Raw genomic sequence first — 16397 nt, 5'->3', positions numbered from 1 at the left:
AGCAGCTGGCGAAGCCTGCGTTCGGCCGCGAAGCGGTCGTAATCCGGGCTACTCGGTTTTCCTGCAAGATCGCGGTTTCAGGTTTTACGACCGCTTCGCGGCCGAACGCAGCCTGGCGGCAGCTGCTACGAAGGCACGGCGTCAGCCTCCAGAAACTCATGGCAACATCCTCTCGACCGCATCGACAAACACCTTCGGCGACGCCAGCTGCATCTCGCGGCTGGCGACGTGCACGGCGACCTGCACCGAGCTGGCGCGGGTCAGGCGTTCACCGGTGGCGAGATCGCTGATCAGGTAGCTGATCTTCAGACGGTTTTCCCATTCCACCAGGCTGGCGCGTACGTTGAGCGTCTGGCCGAACACCGCGCCACGCACGTAACGCAGTTGCAGGTCGATCACTGGCCACGCATAGCCGGATTCCAGCATGGCGGTGTAGTTGTGGCCGAGCATGTCGAGCAGGGTGCAGCGGGCGACTTCCAGGTATTTCACGTAATGGCCGTGCCAGACCACGTTCATGGAGTCGACGTCAAAGAACGGCACGAGAATTTGCGTATCGGCGTGAAGCACTCCCTTGCTACGCATGCAGCCTCCAGTGTTGTTCGGCAATGCGTTGCAGACACAGACGTAATTCACCTTCCAGGGCGCGGTCCTCGATGACCGGCGCGAAGTCCTTGGCGAGCTCTTCGTGCATCGCCGCCAACGCTGGCGGCAATGGTCGGGCGTCTTCGGCCTGGCCGCGCAACCAGACACCTTGATTGGCCGCCAGCAGCGTCGCGGCAGCAACTTGTTCGGTCAGCTCCAGCACGCGGATCGCATCGCGGGCGGCGATGGTGCCCATGCTCACTTTGTCCTGGTTGTGGCATTCGGTGGAGCGCGAGAACACGCTGGCCGGCATGGTGTTTTTCAGCGCTTCGGCAGTCCAGGCGCTGGTGCCGATCTGCACCGCTTTAAAGCCGTGGTTGAGCATTGCTCGCTCGGCGCTGGCGCCCGACAGGTTGCTTGGCAAGCCGTGGTTGTAGCGTTCGTCCACCAGCAGCGCGAGCTGACGGTCGAGCAGGTCGGCGACGTTGGCCACGAGGTTCTTCAAACTGTCCATGGCGAAGGCGATATGGCCGCCGTAGAAGTGCCCGCCGTGCAGCACGCGTTCGGCTTCGGCGTCGATGATCGGGTTGTCGTTGGCGCTGTTGAGTTCGATCTCAATGAACGAACGCAGCCAGTTCAGGCTGTCGGCCAACACGCCGAGCACATGCGGTGCGCAGCGCAGCGAGTAGCGGTCTTGCAGGCGATGCAGTGGCGCGGTCGGTGCGTCGATCGCCAGATCCTTGCGCAACCACGCGGCAACCTGCATTTGCCCCGGATGCGGCTTGGTGGCGAACAGGCGTTCGTCGAAGTGCTCCGGGTTGCCTTGCAGGGCGACCACGTTCAGCGCGGTGATGCGCGTGGCCAGTTGCAGCAGGTAGTCAGCACGGGCGAAGGCCAGGCAGGCGAGGCCGGTCATGACCGCCGTACCATTCATCAACGCCAGCGCTTCCTTGGGTCGCAGCACCAGCGGCTCCCAGCCGAGTTCGCGGTGTACGTCGGCAGCCTGCCGGCGTTCGCCCTTGAACAGCACTTCGCGCTCGCCGGACAAGGTTGCAGCCACGTAAGACAGCGGCGTCAGATCACCGCTGGCGCCCACCGAACCTTCTTCCGGGATCAGCGGCAGAATGTCGTGTTCGAGGAAGGCGTGCAGGCGTTCCAGCAGCTCCACACGAACCCCGGACACGCCGTGGCACAGCGACTGCAAACGCGCCGCGAGGACCGCGCGGGTGGCCTGGGCATCGAGCAGTTTGCCCAAGCCGCAACCGTGGAAGGTGTAGAGATGACGGGGCAGCGCTTCGACGTGATGCAGCGGCACCGCAACCACGCAGGAATCGCCGTAACCGGTGGTCACGCCGTAGATCACGCCTTCCTTGTCCAGCAACGAATCCAGAAACCGTGCGCCTTTGGCGATGCGCTCACGGTATTCACTGTCGTTTTGCAGTTGCACGGGCGCCTGACGATTGGCCAGGGCCAGCACGTCTTCGATGCGCAAAGGGAGTTCGCCGAAGGTTACCGGCTCAAGCAGATGCGTTGTCATCGGTCTTCCAGAATGGGTAGAAATTGAACCATTGTTGAGGCGCCTCGAGACAGCATTGAGCGAGGCGTTCGGCGTAGCGCGTGGCCCATTGGTGAATCACTTGCTCGCGGTCGCTGCGCTTCCACACCACCGCGTCGGTGAAGGGCTCGATGATCAGTCGATAGTCGCCCGTTTGTTTCTTCAGGCACAGCAGAAAATTGACCGGACACTTCAACAGGCCGGCCAGCAGCCACGGGCCTTGGGGAAACGCAGCCGGATGACCGAGGAAGTCCACCGTCACGCTGCGCCCGCCATGCAGCGGCACGCGGTCGCCGGCAATCGCCAGCCACTCGCCACGCTCCAGGCGCTCGTGCAGTTGCAGCATGATCACCGGGTCCAGTTCGCTGACCTGGATCAGCCGCAGATTGGTCGCACCGGCTTCGCCCAGCAGGCGATTGAAACGCTCGGCGTGCTTGGTGTGTACCAGCACGTTCATGGTGACCCTTTCACCGAGTTCGGCGAGGGCTCGGCAGACTTCGAGGTTGCCCAGGTGAGCGCCCACCAGCATCTGCCCGCGTTCGCCGCGCAACTGATTGCGCAACAGTGCCGGGTCGATGATTTCTATTTGCTCGATGCTCAGCTTGCCGTTCCACACGTCGAGCTTGTCGAGCATGGAGTCGGCGAAAGCCATGAACTGACCAAACACCCGCCAATGGGTCGGACGCAATTCGTTGCGGCCGCTCCAGTCGGCGAGGCGCTGCTGGTACTGCCAGGCACTGTGGCGGGCGCTGCGACCGAACATGAAAAAATACAAAACGATGCCATACAGCAGCGGGCTCAACAGCCGACGTCCCAGCACTTTTGCGCAGAGTGCGGTGAATTTCATCAGCCAGAAACTGCCGCGTTCCTTGTGATCGGCCCAGTGCTCTTTGTCTGCATTGATGCTCATGCTCGCCACCGTCGCCAGAGAATGACCGGTGCCCGAAGCAGCATGCCGAAGAATAAGCGGGTGTGCATACTCGATATCAGCACGTTGTCGTGGAACAGGCGAAAATGTGAGACGCCATCCAGGGGGTAGTGAACCTTGGTGTGCAGCCAGCGCATCGGCAGATTGCGCCAGGCCAGGCGCACAATGATGTCTGTGTCGAAGTCCATGCGAATGCCGATCTTCACCGAGTTGATCAGCGCCAGTGTCGGCGGCAATGGATAGAGGCGAAAACCGCACATGGAATCGCGAATCTGCAACGAAAGGGTGTTGATCCAGACCATGACGTGAGTCAGATAGCGGGCGTACAAACGGCCCTTCGGCACGCTGGCGTCGTAGAGCGGGTAGCCGCAGATCAATGCGTCGGGGTGGGCGCGTGACTGCTCAATGAAGGTCCGAACGTCACTCAGATCGTGCTGGCCATCGGCGTCCACCTGCAAAGCATGGCTGAACCCCAGCCGCGAAGCTTCGCGAAACCCGGTCATGACGGCGCCGCCCTTGCCCTGATTGACGGCGAGTTTGATCAGGAAAACCTGGTCACGTCGGGCCAGTAGTTCAAGCACCGCCGCACAAGTCGGGCTACTGGCGTCATCCACCAGAATGCACGGCAAGCCGCTTGCGAGCAGCGCGTCGACCACGTGGGTGATGGCGGTTTCGTGGTTGTAGACCGGGATCACGGCGCAGGGGTTATGCATGTTGGCAGTTCTCCCGAACCCGTAGCAGCTGGCGAAGCCTGCGTTCGGCCGCGAAGCGGTCGTAAAACCGGTGATCGCGGTTTTCCAGGTGTATTGAGGTCATCAAACTGCGAGCGCTGCGCACTCGAACGCAGCCTTCGGCAGCTGCTACGGGGAACGTCGAGTTATCCACAGGCGCTCTCCAGGAGTATTCGTCCACTGGAGCAGGTAGCCATCTCATTGCGGTAGGTGAAATACAACTTGTTGCGCAGTGGGTCGAAGCGCAGGTGCAGCTGGATTTCGTCGCCGGGGCGTACCAGTTGCTGGAACTTCAGCACTTCCATGCCGGCAAATTTTACCGGCAGTTCCATCAATTGTTGGCCCAGGTTCAGCGCCCACTCGACTTGCACCACTCCCGGCAACACGGGGGTTTGCGGGAAGTGGCCGCTGAAATAAGCCAGGTCCGGCGGCACCGCCAGTTGCAGGCTCCACTCGCCGTTGGCTTCGGCCTGTTCCAACACGTGCGGCGCCTTTGGGCGGGGCGCCAGCAGCAGGGCTTCAACTTCGGCTTGCGGCAGCTTGCCCTGGGCGTTCAGCGGCAGTTGGCGCAGCAATCGCCAGCGGCGCGGCAGGGCCAGGGTTTCGCAATGTTGGCTCAAGTGCTGACGCAGTTCCTGGGTCAGCGTACGCCGGCCCTGATTGCGCAACGCATGCAGACCTTGTTCGCTCAGCACCAGCAAGGCACCCAGCGACGCACGATTTTCCTGAACCACGCCCAGGCGCGCGTCGGCGACCCAGTCGTGGGCCATCAGCGCCTGTTCCAGCATGGGCAGCGAGATACGCTTTTCTTCCAGTTTGACGATCCGGTCCAGCCGTCCGAGCAGCTCGAAACGACCGTCAGCGGCAATCCGGGCGGCGTCGGCCGTATGTTCGATGTGGTCGATCGGCAAGTACGGCGAGGCGATGAGCAGGGCTCCGTCACTGTCTTGGCTCAGCATGACATCGGCGAAGGGCTGCCAGAGATCGTCGTCCTGACGCCAGGCAATGCCACCGGTTTCCGAGCTGCCGAGAATCTCCGTTGGCCATTGTTGCAGGCGTTCGTGCAAGCTTTTCGCGGCCTCGGCCGGCAAGGCGCCACCGGAGGAAAACACCTGGCGGACCGCGCTCAAGGCCGGCCAGTCGAGGTTGTCGCCCATGCGCTTGAGCAGCGCTGGGCTGGCGACCCAGGCAAAGGCCGGGTGTTCGCGGCTGGCGCGCTGCAAGTCTTCCGGGAAAGCCAATTGTCGGCGAACGAACGGACGCCCGGCGCACAGCGGCCACAGCACCCGGAACAGCAAGCCGTAAATGTGCTGGGTGCCGACGCTGCCGATGATGCAGGCGTTGCCCAGGTCCGCGCCCCACAAGTGCTCCAGCGCCTGAACTTCATTGGCCAATTGCCGCAGGGTTTTCTCGATGCGCTTGGGTTCGCCGCTGGAGCCGGAAGTGCACAGGCTCAGGTGACAGTGATCGAGATCCAGTTCGGTGGCAGACAACGGCGCCTGCTGGAAATCGGCCAGGTGTGCGTCGTCCGCCAGATCGGTCAGCCACAGATCGACTGCCGTCGACCAGCGCAGGCGGGTCTGGGGTTGCAAATCGGCGGGCAGCAGCACGCTGACCCCGGCACGCCAGGCGCCGAGCAGGGCGATGGCCAGTTCAGCAGCGTCTTCCAGGTGCACGGCGATACGCGTGACACCGTGTGCTTGCAGACCAGCGGCGAGGCGCAGGGCCTGCTCACACAGGTCGGCGTGATTAAGCGCCGGAGCCGCCGTAACGGCGCGTTCCGGTTGAGCCTTGAGCAGCAGCTGCTCAAGTTTTATCCAATTCATGGGTGGCCTCGTACCCGTTGTCGTATGAGCCATTCAATGGCAAACAGCAAACCCATCAACCCGTAGGAGATCAGGCCGGTGTACAACATCCACCAACTCAGCGGCGCCCAGAGGGTCAGGGCGGCGGCGAGCAAACCGTTACAGAGGAAAAACACACTCCAGGCGATCGTCACCTGGCGGGTATAAACAATCGCCTTGTCCGGCAGATGCGGTTCGCGCAAACGCGCCAGCCGCTCGATTATCGGCTGCCCGAACTTCAGGCTCAGGCCAAACAGCGCCAGCATGAAGCCGCTCATCAGCACCGGATACCAGCGCAGCAGCAAGGGGCTATCGAACAGCGCCAGCAGCAGGCAAAAAACAATGGCGACCACCGCCATCCAGACGCTGCCTGGACGCCGCTCGCCCAGCAGTGCGCGGGCCAGCCACAGTCCGCCCAGCAACAAACCGAACTGCCATGGCGCGAAGTGCTCCATGCCGAAATACACCGCAAAGGGGTACAGCAGGCCCGCCAGCAGCAGGCCGAGGCCGATCAGTCGGCTCATGCGGCCGGTTGAACCAGGCGGAAGACCGCCTCGACCACGTCGCTGACGGTACGCACCGACTTGAACTCTTCAGCGGCGATTTTCTTGCCGGTCTGGCGCTTGATGTGATCGATCAGGTCGACGGCATCAATGCTGTCGATTTCCAGGTCCTGATACAGGTTGGCGTCCAGGGTCACGCGTTCGGGTTCCAGCTCAAAGAGTTCGACCAGGGCATCGCGCAGGGTGTTGAAAATGTCGTCACGAGTTTGCATGGTCCGGTCTCAAGCTGCCTTTTTTGCAGTGACGAACGCCGCAAGGCTCGCCACATTGGTGAAGTGACCGCGGGTGTCATTGGCTTCGGCGTCAATCTTGATGCCGTACTTTTTCTGAATCGCCAGGCCAAGCTCCAGAGCGTCGACCGAGTCCAGGCCCAGGCCTTCGCCGAACAGCGTCTGGTCGTCGCCGATGTCGTCCACGCCGATGTCTTCGAGGCCCAGGGCGTCGATGATCAGCAGTTTTATCTCACGCTTCAGATCGCTCATCTTCGGCGAGCTCCTTAATAAAGTAATGGTGGAAATAATCGTTGAGCTTGCGCGAGGCCTGAGGTGCCGGGCCTAGCGCCGCAAAGGCTTGTGGGTCTATATCGGCCCCTACACGGAAACTGAAGTGCACGCGGCGTTTCGGGATCCGATACCAAGGCTCGGCCTTGGTCAGGGTAGTCGGGCTGACCTTGATGATCACCGGGGTGACAATTCTCGCACCGCGCAGGGCGATTGCCGCAGCACCCCGATGAAAGGCCGGCGGTTGGCCGGGTTGGGTGCGGGTGCCTTCGGGAAAGATGATCAGGGTCTGACCGCTGTTCAGCGCGTCGGCAGCGGCATCGAGCATGTCCATGCTGCCATCGTTGCTGATGTACCCGGTGCGGCGCAGCGGGCCGCGGGTGAAGGGATTCTCCCAGAGGCTTTTCTTGACCACGCAATTGGCGTGGGGCACCAGACCGATCAGGAACACCACATCGATCAACGATGGATGATTGGCGATGATCATCTGCCCCGGGCGCCCGAGTTTTTCCGCACCCTGGATGTCGTAGGTCAGCACGCCTGTGCGGGCCATGAAGCGGACAAAAAACCAGAATATCCGGCTGACAATATACCGCGTCCGTTGCCGGTGGGCCTGGGCATCGCCCGGCAGGCAACTCAATAGCGGTAAAACCACCAATCGCAGGCACAGCCCGCCCAACCCGAAGAGGGTGAAGCTCAAGGCAGTGGCCAGCAGGCGCCAGTAGTAGGCGTCGCGGTTTTTATCGGTTACAGGTTGCGTTGCCAAGTCCATACACGATTTTTCCAGGCATGTTGGCAGGTGGTCTGCTGGCCGAGCAGCGTACTCAACAGATTCAGCGCATGGGGCCAGTGGGGTTTGGACAACGTATCCGAGGTGCTGTTCAGAGACAGCTGCCACTGATTTCCGGGCGTGATCAACAGGCCGACCGCGTATGGAAACGGCACATCGTCGATCCAGGTCGAGTAGGCTTCGGGCGGCTGCTCTTCGGTAATCACCAGCAACACCGCAGGCGCGCCTTCCTCAAGCAGTGCGGCAGCCTCTAGCATGCCGTGTTCGAGACCATCGCCAGCCGCCGCGAGTGCGGTCATTTCGCTGGTTTCACCCCGCATGATCGACCACAGGCCGATAACGGCGTTGTGCACCGACAGACTGAACTGGGTTGGCGACAGCGGCTGATCGGCTGCCAGATCGTTGAGAATCTCGAAGGTACGCGGGGTTTCGCCGTGACGAGAAATAAAGACCAACGGCAGCTGTTCGCGCCCCTCGGCCAACGGCCAGCCAACACTAAAGGCCATCCGCGCCAGACGACTGAGTCGCCGACGCTGCATGGCCGGCAAAAACGATACGTCGGGGGCGGCATCGCTGCTCTCGAGCACAACCGGTTGTCGGCTCCAGGCTTGCCAATCGTCCACGCTTTCGAGCCCAGGAGCCCAGGCGCGCCATTGGGCGATATTGAATTTGATCACTGAAAATTCATCCCGCCCCTGCGGGCTTCCTTGACGCGGTGAGTCGATTGACCAGCGACTGACCCGACATGGCGCTACGGCCGAGTGGCGCGCATTATCCCGGTGCAGCTGGCTTGTAGCAAATACTGGCTACATTTTGTTCGGCGTGCCATGTCGTTCATCGGCAAAAAAAGCTGTCATTTGGCCATTATTCGGTTTTTTACAGATGTGTCTGCCAGATGATTCATCGATCAAAGAGTGAAGCCGGTCGGTTTTTTGCAGAGATTGCAGCTGACTGCGTAGTCCGATTGCCAGCGAGGTAGCGAAGCAGCGGTGTCGGCTACTACACTCGGTCATTCTTTGATACACGGAGGTTTTGACATGCGGCGCGTGGTGTTCAATCAGAAAGGTGGCGTGGGCAAATCCAGTATTGCCTGCAATCTGGCGGCGGTCAGCGCCAGCGAGGGCTATCGCACGCTGCTGGTGGATCTCGATGCTCAGGCCAACTCGACTCAGTACCTGACGGGCCTGACCGGCAACGACATCCCGATGGGTATCGCCGACTTCTTCAAGCAGACCCTGTCGTCGGGACCGTTCTCGAAGAAAAACCAGGTCGATATCTACGAAACCCCATTCGACAACCTGCATGTGGTCACGGCCACGGCCGAGCTGGCCGACCTGCAGCCCAAGCTTGAGGCCAAACACAAGATCAATAAACTGCGCAAACTGCTCGACGAGCTGGCCGAAGACTACGACCGGATCTACCTCGACACCCCGCCAGCGTTGAACTTCTACGCGGTATCCGCGTTGATCGCCGCCGATCGCGTGCTGATTCCCTTCGACTGCGACAGCTTCTCCCGTCAGGCGCTGTACGGACTGCTGGCAGAAATCGAAGAGTTGAAGGAAGACCACAACGAAGACCTGCAAGTCGAAGGCATCGTGGTCAACCAGTTCCAGGCCCGCGCGAGCCTGCCGCAGCAGATGCTCGACGAGTTGATCGCCGAAGGCCTGCCGGTGCTACCGGTGTACCTGGGCAGCTCGGTGCGCATGCGCGAATCCCACCAGGCCAACATGCCGCTGATCCACCTCGACCCCCGGCACAAACTGACCCAACAATTCGTCGAACTGCACAACCTGCTGGAAAATGCCTGACAGCCCAGGCTGATGCAGGGCGTAGGAGCTGCCGAAGGTTGCGATCGTTTGATCTTGATTTTCGGCATTCCCGGCACCGCCAAAAGATCGCAGGCTGCGCCAACTCCTACAGGCCCAGCTCAGACCACCGCGTTTAAGGCGCAAGGGTTAAAGCGCTAGCCTCAAACCCCCTGACTGCGTAACCAGTTCATCAACTGCGGCAGCGGAAACGCCCCGCTCTGACGCGCCACTTCCCGGCCGTTCTTGAACAGAATCAAACTCGGAATCGAGCGAATCCCCAGTTGCGCCGACAACTGCTGATTCGCCTCACTGTCGAGCTTGGCCAACCGACACTTGCCCGCCAACTGCGCCGCCGCCTGCTCGAACACCGGCGCAAACGACTTGCACGGCCCACACCAATCCGCCCACACATCCACCAGCAACGGCAGATCGCCTTTGATCTGACTGGCGTAATCGCCTTGCGTCAGCTCAAAGGGTTTGCTCAGCAGGACTTCGGATTTGCAGCGACCGCACTTGGGGTGATCGCCCAAGCGCTCGGCGGGGATGCGGTTGAGGCCGTTGCAGTGGGGGCAGGGGATCAACAGGGGTTCAGACATGGAGGGGCTCCGGACATTGGGCAATGAAACCAATCTGGAGCCGAGGGCGTGGATTATCAAGGTGTGCAGAGGTGACCCAAGGTCCTTATGACGAAAACTTCGTGGGCGTAAACAACATCGACCAGCATAGCTGGCCGATGTTTTGTAACGGTCGGCCAGACTTAGCCAGCGACCGGGGAGCGCCAGTCATCGGAACCCGAAGTACCGCATACTTCGTGGGTCCAGGTGATTTTTCGGTAGGTGAACTCGACGTCTTCCAGATGAGTGAAGTGCGAGTTCGCGGGGTCCTGGCAGTTGTGCATGTAGTCTTTGATGTCGACGATGATCGCGTCTTCAAGCTTGGTGGTGAAGTAGTGCTCCTGGGTGCCGGCAGCCGAAGTGCGGTACCACTGGATTTCGATAGAAGTCAGACGCTCGCCGGAAGTCAGAGCTGCCAGCAGCAGTGGCGAGGACTTGTCGAACACTTTGGTGATTTTTACTGGCTTGTGTACGCGCTGGCCGGTGGGTTGGCCGGACTGCGGGTCACGCGGGATGATCACTTCGTGTTGGAAACCCTGAACCATGACCTGGTTTTCGTGACCTTCCTGGTAGGTGTTGCCAACCGAATCAGCGGTGAATGCATCGGCAGTGATCAGGCCTTGTTTGGTGCCGGTGATGGACATATACGCGGGTGTAGCCATGGATGCTCTCCTTGCTGAATAAATGAGGGTGCCCGGGAGGCGAAATCGCTCGGTGGGTACCTGAGTGTTATCAAGGCGCGTGCCAGGTTGTATCAGGCCCTTTAAAATCAGTGGGTTGGCTATTTTTCGAGGAGAGGCAAGGGGGTATTCAGGGAGGATTCAAGGAAAAGGTGCGCAAGAAGTTGCGCAGTGCTGCGCAACTTCTTGCGCGCTTGGCTACAGGCCTTGTGTGACATGGCCTGTAGCAGAATAGGGCAGTGTTTTCAGGGTAGTGAGCGCGCAACTTCTTGCGCATCATGGCCATGTGACTGCTTGTGGTGCATGGCTTCAGAGCTGTCGTGAGCGACAGGGTGGAAAAGAATGCTCACATTTTCGCCAATGCCAAAGGGGCGCGCGTATCTAGGCTGATAGAACGCATCGAACTGTGTACCGCCGGTCTATCCGCGTGTATAGCAAGTTGCGATATCAAGGGTGTGGGTTTAACCTCCATAGCAAGATGCGATATGGAGGAGCGTCGATGAGCGTTCTGATCAAGCAAGCCGCTGAGCATTGGCACTTTGTGTCGCCGTTGCTGCGCAAACCGAAAAACCAGGCTGATTACGATGTGCTGGTAAAGGCGCTCGATGAGTTGCTGGACCTGATTGGCGAAGATGAATCAAGCCCGTTGATGAGTCTGGTGGACATCATCAGTGACTGGATCGAGGCTTACGACCAGCAACACCGGCCAATGCCTGTAGCCAGTGGTGTTGATGTGCTGCGCTACATGATGCGCGAACACGGCTTGAGTCAGAGCGACCTGCCGGGTGTGGGCGCGCAATCGGTGGTATCGGAAATCCTGAGTGGCAAGCGTCAGCTCAACCTGCGGCAGATCCGCTGGTTGGCCGAGCGCTTCGCCGTGTCTGTGGAAACCTTCATCTGACTGTCCTCACGACGAACAGCTGATCTCCAGATGCTTGCCCCACTCAGGCGGGCGCTCGGCGTAGCTGTCCATGCCAGGCTGTTCTTCGAACGGTTTGCTCAGTACCGCGTGCAGGCGGCGAACCTCTGCATAGTCACCGTTTTCTGCCGCATCGATGGCTTTCTGCGCCAGGTAGTTGCGCAGGATGTAGAGCGGATTGATCGCGTGCATGCGGGTGCGGCGCTGTGCTTGATCATTGTTGCCGTCGCGTGCGACGCGTGCGCAATAGAGCTCGGCCCAGGCATCGAAACCCTTGATGTCGACGAAGTCGTCACGCAAGCGAGCGACGGCGAGCTCGGCAGTTTCATCGCCCAAGCGGCGGAAAAACAGGCTGTAGTCGACGCTGCTGTTCTGCATCAGTTGCAGCAGTTTTTCGACCAGTTTCTGGTCGTCTTCTTCGCCAGTGGTCAAGCCTAGGCGACGGCGCATCAGGTCCAGGTAATGAGCCTGATACAGCGGGAAGTACAAGCCGAGGGTTTCGCGCAGGGCGTCGACGCTGATAAACGGTGTCAGGGCCTGGGCCAGTGCGCTGAGGTTCCATTGGCCGATCGGCACTTGATTGCTGAACGAGTAGCGACCTTGATCATCGGAATGGTTGCAGATGAAGTTGGCGTCAAAGTCGTCGAGGAAGGCAAACGGGCCGAAGTCGAAAGTGACGCCGAGGATCGACATGTTGTCGGTGTTCATCACCCCGTGGCAGAAGCCATAGGCCTGCCATTTGGCGATCAGCTCGGCATTGCGCTCGACGACTTCGCGGAACATTGCCAAGTACGGTTCCGGCTGTTCCAGGCACTCGGGGAAGTGCATCGCCAATACGTGCTCGCCGAGGGCTTTCTGCTGTTCGGGCCGCTGGGTGTAGTAGAAATATTCGAAGTGCCCGAAGCGCACATGGCTCGCCGCCAGACGCAGGACCATTGCCGCTCGTTCCTGTTTTTCGCGCCAGACCGGAGTGTTTGAACCAATAACGCACAATGCGCGGGTGGTCGGGATGCCCAGTGCGTGCAACGCTTCAGACGCCAGAAACTCACGAATCGACGAACGCAGCACCGCGCGGCCATCGCCCATGCGCGAGTACGGCGTTTGCCCGGCACCTTTGAGGTGCAAGTCCCAGTGTTCGCCGGCCTCGTTGTAGACCTCGCCCAGCAGCAGCCCGCGACCATCGCCCAATTGCGGGTTGTAGGAGCCGAACTGGTGCCCGGAATAGACCATCGCCCGCGGCTCGGCTTCTGCCCACAGCTTGTGACCGCCGAACAGTTCGGCGAACAGCGGCGTCTCGGCAACGCTCGGGTCGAGGTCCAGCAGGGCCATGGCCGCAGGGCTGGCAACCACCAGTCGTGGTTCGCCGATGGGCTCAGGCAATACATGAGTTGAGAGCGCGTCGCCCAGGCGGGCAAAGCGGTTGTCGAAGGTCAGTTCGTCGAGGGCTTTCAACGGCCATCTCCAGCAGAATGTCCGAGCATTCTGCTGGGGAATGGCGCGTGGCGTCCAGTCAGTCGAGTCGCACCGATGGCGGCTCGGGTGGGGCCTTGCCTGCATCGGGAGATGTGGCGGGTTTGACCGCATCGCTGGCCAGCACCAGCTGTTCCTGGCCTGTCAGGTTTTTCAGGTGTATATCCACCTGACGGAAAGCAATGCTGATGTTGTGCGCCTTGAACTCGCTGTTGATGAACCGGTTGATTTCATCGAGTGCCGGGTTACGGTCGCCGAGGTCACGGACATGAATACGCAGCTCGTGTTCCAGGGTGCTTTCACCAAAGTTCAGGAAGAACACCGAGGGCGAAGGGTCTTTAAGCACGCGGGGGTTTTCCATGGCGGCTCTGAGCAGCAGAGTTCGCACCAGCTCCAGATCCGAGTCGTAGCCGACGCCCAGCTTGAGGGTCACCCGGGTCACGGTGTCGGTCAGCGACCAGTTGATCAGTTGCCCGGTGATGAACGTCTTGTTCGGGACAATGATGTCCTTGCGGTCGAAGTCGGTGATGGTGGTGGCGCGGATACGGATCTTGCTCACCGTGCCCGATAAGGTGCCAATGGTGATGGTGTCGCCGATTCGTACCGGACGTTCGAACAGGATCATGATCCCGGAGATGAAGTTGGCGAAGATCTCCTGCATGCCGAAACCCAGGCCGACCGAGAGCGCGGCCACCAGCCATTGCAGTTTGTCCCAGCTCACACCGAGGGTCGACAGAGTGGAAACAAAACCCACACCGGCAATCGCATAGGTCAGCAGGGTGGTTGTGGCGTAGGCGCTGCCCTGGGCCAGGTCGAGCTTGGACAGCACCAGCACCTCGAGCAACCCCGGCAGGTTTCGCGCCAGGGCTACGGTAATTCCGATGATGATCAGTGCGCCGAGCATGTCACCGATGCTGATCGGTACCATGCTCATGTTGGCGCCGGTGCCGCTGGTGTATTCGTACAGGGTGACGTTGTCGAGGTACGAGAACACCGTGATCAAGTCTTTCCAGACCCAATACAGCGCAGCGATGAAGCCGCCGAGCAGGGCCAGGCGGATCAGGCGCAGGGACTGTTCGTTGACCTTCTCGATGTCCAGCGTCGGCTCTTCGACGATCGCTTCACCGTCTCCTGCCTCTTTGGCGGCCTGGCGTTTGCTCAGGGCGCGCTGGTAGGCCAGGCGCCGCGCCGCAACGGCCAGGCCGCGGACGAAGGTGGCTTCGATCACCAGCCAGAACATCAGCAGGTAAAGGGTGTTGATTAACCGGTCGCTGAGTTTCAGTGCGGTATAGAAGTAGCCAAAGCACACGGCGATAAACAAAGCGATCGGCAGCACAGTGAATAGAACGCCGACAGCTTTGCGAAACAGTGAGGCGCTGTTGTGCGTCGGGCTATTGATCAGCAGGCGGCTGAGTAACCAGGCCATCAAGGCGTAGCAGGTCAGCACCACGGCGATGCCGAGTACATCGTCTGCCAGGGCCGCCGGTTGCAATTCGGCAACCGCCACCACGGCGACCAGCGCCAGTACGACCAGGCCAAGACGACGGATCCAGCCGCGGAGGAACTCCACCTGGGGTCTTTCCCAGCGAAAGTGCAGCTCCGCCACGCCACCCGGCGCAAGGATCCGGTACGCGGTATAGAACACCAGCCACGCCTGGGCGATTTGCAACAGGGCAGCGCCGAGGTTGGCGTTTTGCCCGCGGGCGTCGATTTGCAAGGCGAAGCCGCACAGGGCCAGCGCCAGTGACACCGGCATCGCCAGCAACACATTGATCAGAATCGCCTGCGGCGTGTGCCACTGGCTGTCCCGTTTGAAGTGCCCGATGTCCTGGTGCACCTTGTTCAATCGCGCATAGAGGTATTTGCGGCGCCACACCAGGAAGCCGATCAGCAGCACCAACGGCAGGAACAGCAGGGGCCGCTGGGTCAGGCCATCGGCCAGCTCACTCACGCTTGAAGCCCACGGCAGGGTGGTGACCTGTTTCACCAGGCGGTCCGGCACGCCGCGCATCCACTCGAAATCCAGCGGCTTGTTGCTGGGAATCCAGAACATCTGTTCGTCGAGGGTCGCGCGCAGGTTCTGAGCGGTGGTGAGCAGTTGCTTCTGGTTCAGTTGCAGAGTGATGGATTCGTTGAGCAGCGCACTCAGTTCGCGGCTCAGGCGCTCCAGCAGGTCGGCGCGAGTGACGGCCAGGTCCAGCAGGGTTTTGCGCAGTTGCGGGGTGACCTGATCGGGCGGCTGGCTCGCCAGCAAGTTATCCACATAGGCCCCGGGGGTGCTGATCAGTTCGCGTTGTTGATTGACCTCGAACTGGTACAGGCGAATGTCGGCGATGTCATTGGCCAGGTCCCGATCAAGCTTGAGGCGTGGCAGGGCCTGCTTTTGTTTGTAGAGGATCTTGGACAGCAACAGACTGCCCTTGAGCACGCTGATCTGCTCGTCCAGCGCGGCGTCGCTTTGGGTCACGCTGTCAAGTTGCTGCTTGGTTTGCAGGTTCTGCTGGGTCAGTTCGTTGAGACGGTCGGTGCTTTTGAGCAAGTAGTCGGAGAGCTTGAGATTGGCAGCGCTTTCCGTGGCCAGCAGATTGCTGCCGCCAGCCTTTTGCGCTTCGATCGATTGCTGAGTCACCGTCTGTTGAGACTGGGCCAGGCGCTTCTGGTTGATCAGGGTTTGCAGGTCCTGGATCTCCCGTTCCATGCGCGCGGTTTTTTCCTGCAGCAAGTCGTGTTGGCTGCTGCCCAGGTCCTGCAGTTGGCTGTTGCCGGCCAGTTCCTGACGGCGCAGCGGGATCAGCGCGTTCAATGCGGCCAGTTCGGCGTTGAGTGCGTCGCGTTGCTCGTTCGTCAGGGCTTTGCCGTTGTCTTTGCCCAGCTTGAGGGTGCCGTTGATTTGCAGGATGCGTGTCTGGCTGGCGCTGATCTCGGCCTGGGCGCGCTCGGGGCGGGTCTGGGCGGTGATGGTCAGACTGTTGGCATCGGCCAGGGCTTTTTGCAGATCGCTTTGCTGGGTACTGCGTTCAGTCAGCATCTGCTCGAGTTGTGGCACCGACAGGTTGGCGTAACGTTGTTCGATCGGTACGACTTTACTGGCCTTGAGGCGCTCCAGCTCGCGCTGGTTTTCAATGTTTTGCTTGGGCGCAGTGCTCAGTTGCTGCTTGAGGTCGTCCAGGCGCTTTTCGTAATCGTCCCTGTTGGACAGTTGGGTCAGCGTCTGTTGCAGCACCATTTGCAGGGCTTTTTGATCGGCCTCGGGCAGTTTGCGCTCGGCGATCTTGTCCAGACTCTTCTGGACGGTCTCGGCGGACGGCGGTTCGGCCGCTTGCAGAGTGCCGACGGAGAGACTGAGCCCGAGCAGGGCAATTGCAAAAAATGAGCGCAGAGTTGGCATAGAGACCGATCGAAAACGTAACGAA

The 16397-nt window shown here is 60.5% G+C and carries 16 protein-coding genes; 2 read left to right on the top strand and 14 right to left on the bottom strand.

Translation table 11 applies throughout. The features are described 5' to 3' along the window. Positions 1 to 156 precede the first annotated feature (156 nt). The 10 genes from BLL42_RS11975 to BLL42_RS11930 form a co-directional block, all read right to left on the bottom strand. Complete coding sequence (locus BLL42_RS11975) at positions 157 to 582, bottom strand: acyl-CoA thioesterase (protein WP_071552285.1); 426 nt, start codon at positions 580 to 582, stop codon at positions 157 to 159. After that, positions 575 to 2119 (bottom strand): HAL/PAL/TAL family ammonia-lyase, encoded by a 1545-nt coding sequence (locus BLL42_RS11970; protein WP_071552284.1) that lies wholly within the window; start codon positions 2117 to 2119, stop codon positions 575 to 577. Before BLL42_RS11970 ends, BLL42_RS11975 begins: the two co-directional genes overlap by 8 nt. Continuing rightward, a complete protein-coding gene (locus BLL42_RS11965) occupies positions 2100 to 3047 on the bottom strand; it encodes a lysophospholipid acyltransferase family protein (RefSeq protein WP_071552283.1) in 948 nt (315 codons plus the stop codon). Before BLL42_RS11965 ends, BLL42_RS11970 begins: the two co-directional genes overlap by 20 nt. Next, positions 3044 to 3778: a glycosyltransferase family 2 protein gene (locus tag BLL42_RS11960; RefSeq protein WP_071552282.1), complete on the bottom strand. Its 735-nt coding sequence runs from the start codon at positions 3776 to 3778 to the stop codon at positions 3044 to 3046. Before BLL42_RS11960 ends, BLL42_RS11965 begins: the two co-directional genes overlap by 4 nt. Positions 3779 to 3942: 164 nt before the next feature. Beyond that, positions 3943 to 5622 (bottom strand): acyl-CoA synthetase family protein, encoded by a 1680-nt coding sequence (locus BLL42_RS11955; protein WP_071552281.1) that lies wholly within the window; start codon positions 5620 to 5622, stop codon positions 3943 to 3945. Then, complete coding sequence (locus BLL42_RS11950; RefSeq protein ID WP_071552280.1) at positions 5619 to 6164, bottom strand: COG4648 family protein; 546 nt, start codon at positions 6162 to 6164, stop codon at positions 5619 to 5621. The genes BLL42_RS11955 and BLL42_RS11950 overlap by 4 nt, the downstream gene beginning before the upstream one ends. After that, positions 6161 to 6415: an acyl carrier protein gene (locus tag BLL42_RS11945; protein ID WP_071552279.1), complete on the bottom strand. Its 255-nt coding sequence runs from the start codon at positions 6413 to 6415 to the stop codon at positions 6161 to 6163. The genes BLL42_RS11950 and BLL42_RS11945 overlap by 4 nt, the downstream gene beginning before the upstream one ends. A 9-nt stretch (positions 6416 to 6424) precedes the next feature. After that, positions 6425 to 6685, bottom strand: coding sequence for a phosphopantetheine-binding protein (locus tag BLL42_RS11940; RefSeq protein ID WP_071552278.1), 261 nt, complete (start codon positions 6683 to 6685; stop codon positions 6425 to 6427). Next, a complete protein-coding gene (locus BLL42_RS11935) occupies positions 6666 to 7475 on the bottom strand; it encodes a lysophospholipid acyltransferase family protein (RefSeq protein ID WP_071552277.1) in 810 nt (269 codons plus the stop codon). The genes BLL42_RS11940 and BLL42_RS11935 overlap by 20 nt, the downstream gene beginning before the upstream one ends. Then, complete coding sequence (locus BLL42_RS11930; RefSeq protein ID WP_071552276.1) at positions 7451 to 8170, bottom strand: beta-ketoacyl synthase chain length factor; 720 nt, start codon at positions 8168 to 8170, stop codon at positions 7451 to 7453. The genes BLL42_RS11935 and BLL42_RS11930 overlap by 25 nt, the downstream gene beginning before the upstream one ends. Positions 8171 to 8530: 360 nt before the next feature. On the opposite strand from BLL42_RS11930, the gene BLL42_RS11925 reads away from it, so the two are divergent. Beyond that, a complete protein-coding gene (locus BLL42_RS11925) occupies positions 8531 to 9301 on the top strand; it encodes a ParA family protein (protein WP_071552275.1) in 771 nt (256 codons plus the stop codon). A 161-nt stretch (positions 9302 to 9462) separates the two neighbouring features. Here BLL42_RS11925 and trxC read toward each other — a convergent pair whose 3' ends face one another. Next, positions 9463 to 9897: a thioredoxin TrxC gene (trxC, locus tag BLL42_RS11920; RefSeq protein ID WP_071552274.1), complete on the bottom strand. Its 435-nt coding sequence runs from the start codon at positions 9895 to 9897 to the stop codon at positions 9463 to 9465. A 161-nt stretch (positions 9898 to 10058) separates the two neighbouring features. Then, on the bottom strand, positions 10059 to 10577 hold the full coding sequence (locus BLL42_RS11915) for an Hcp family type VI secretion system effector (RefSeq protein WP_071552273.1): 519 nt from the start codon (positions 10575 to 10577) through the stop codon (positions 10059 to 10061). A gap of 517 nt (positions 10578 to 11094) precedes the next feature. Here BLL42_RS11915 and BLL42_RS11910 point away from each other — a divergent pair. Then, entirely contained in the window at positions 11095 to 11496 is a 402-nt protein-coding gene (locus BLL42_RS11910) for a helix-turn-helix domain-containing protein (RefSeq protein ID WP_071552272.1), read from the top strand. A 6-nt stretch (positions 11497 to 11502) separates the two neighbouring features. Here BLL42_RS11910 and selO read toward each other — a convergent pair whose 3' ends face one another. After that, complete coding sequence (gene selO / locus BLL42_RS11905; RefSeq protein WP_071552271.1) at positions 11503 to 12966, bottom strand: protein adenylyltransferase SelO; 1464 nt, start codon at positions 12964 to 12966, stop codon at positions 11503 to 11505. 58 nt (positions 12967 to 13024) lie between these two features. Next, positions 13025 to 16372: a mechanosensitive channel MscK gene (mscK, locus tag BLL42_RS11900; RefSeq protein ID WP_071552270.1), complete on the bottom strand. Its 3348-nt coding sequence runs from the start codon at positions 16370 to 16372 to the stop codon at positions 13025 to 13027. Between the last annotated feature and the right edge of the window lie 25 nt (positions 16373 to 16397).

It is taken from the genome of Pseudomonas frederiksbergensis (genome assembly GCF_001874645.1).
In the GTDB taxonomy this organism is placed as follows: Bacteria; Pseudomonadota; Gammaproteobacteria; order Pseudomonadales; family Pseudomonadaceae; genus Aquipseudomonas; species Aquipseudomonas frederiksbergensis_B.
This window is presented reverse-complemented; position numbering and strand designations above follow the sequence as displayed.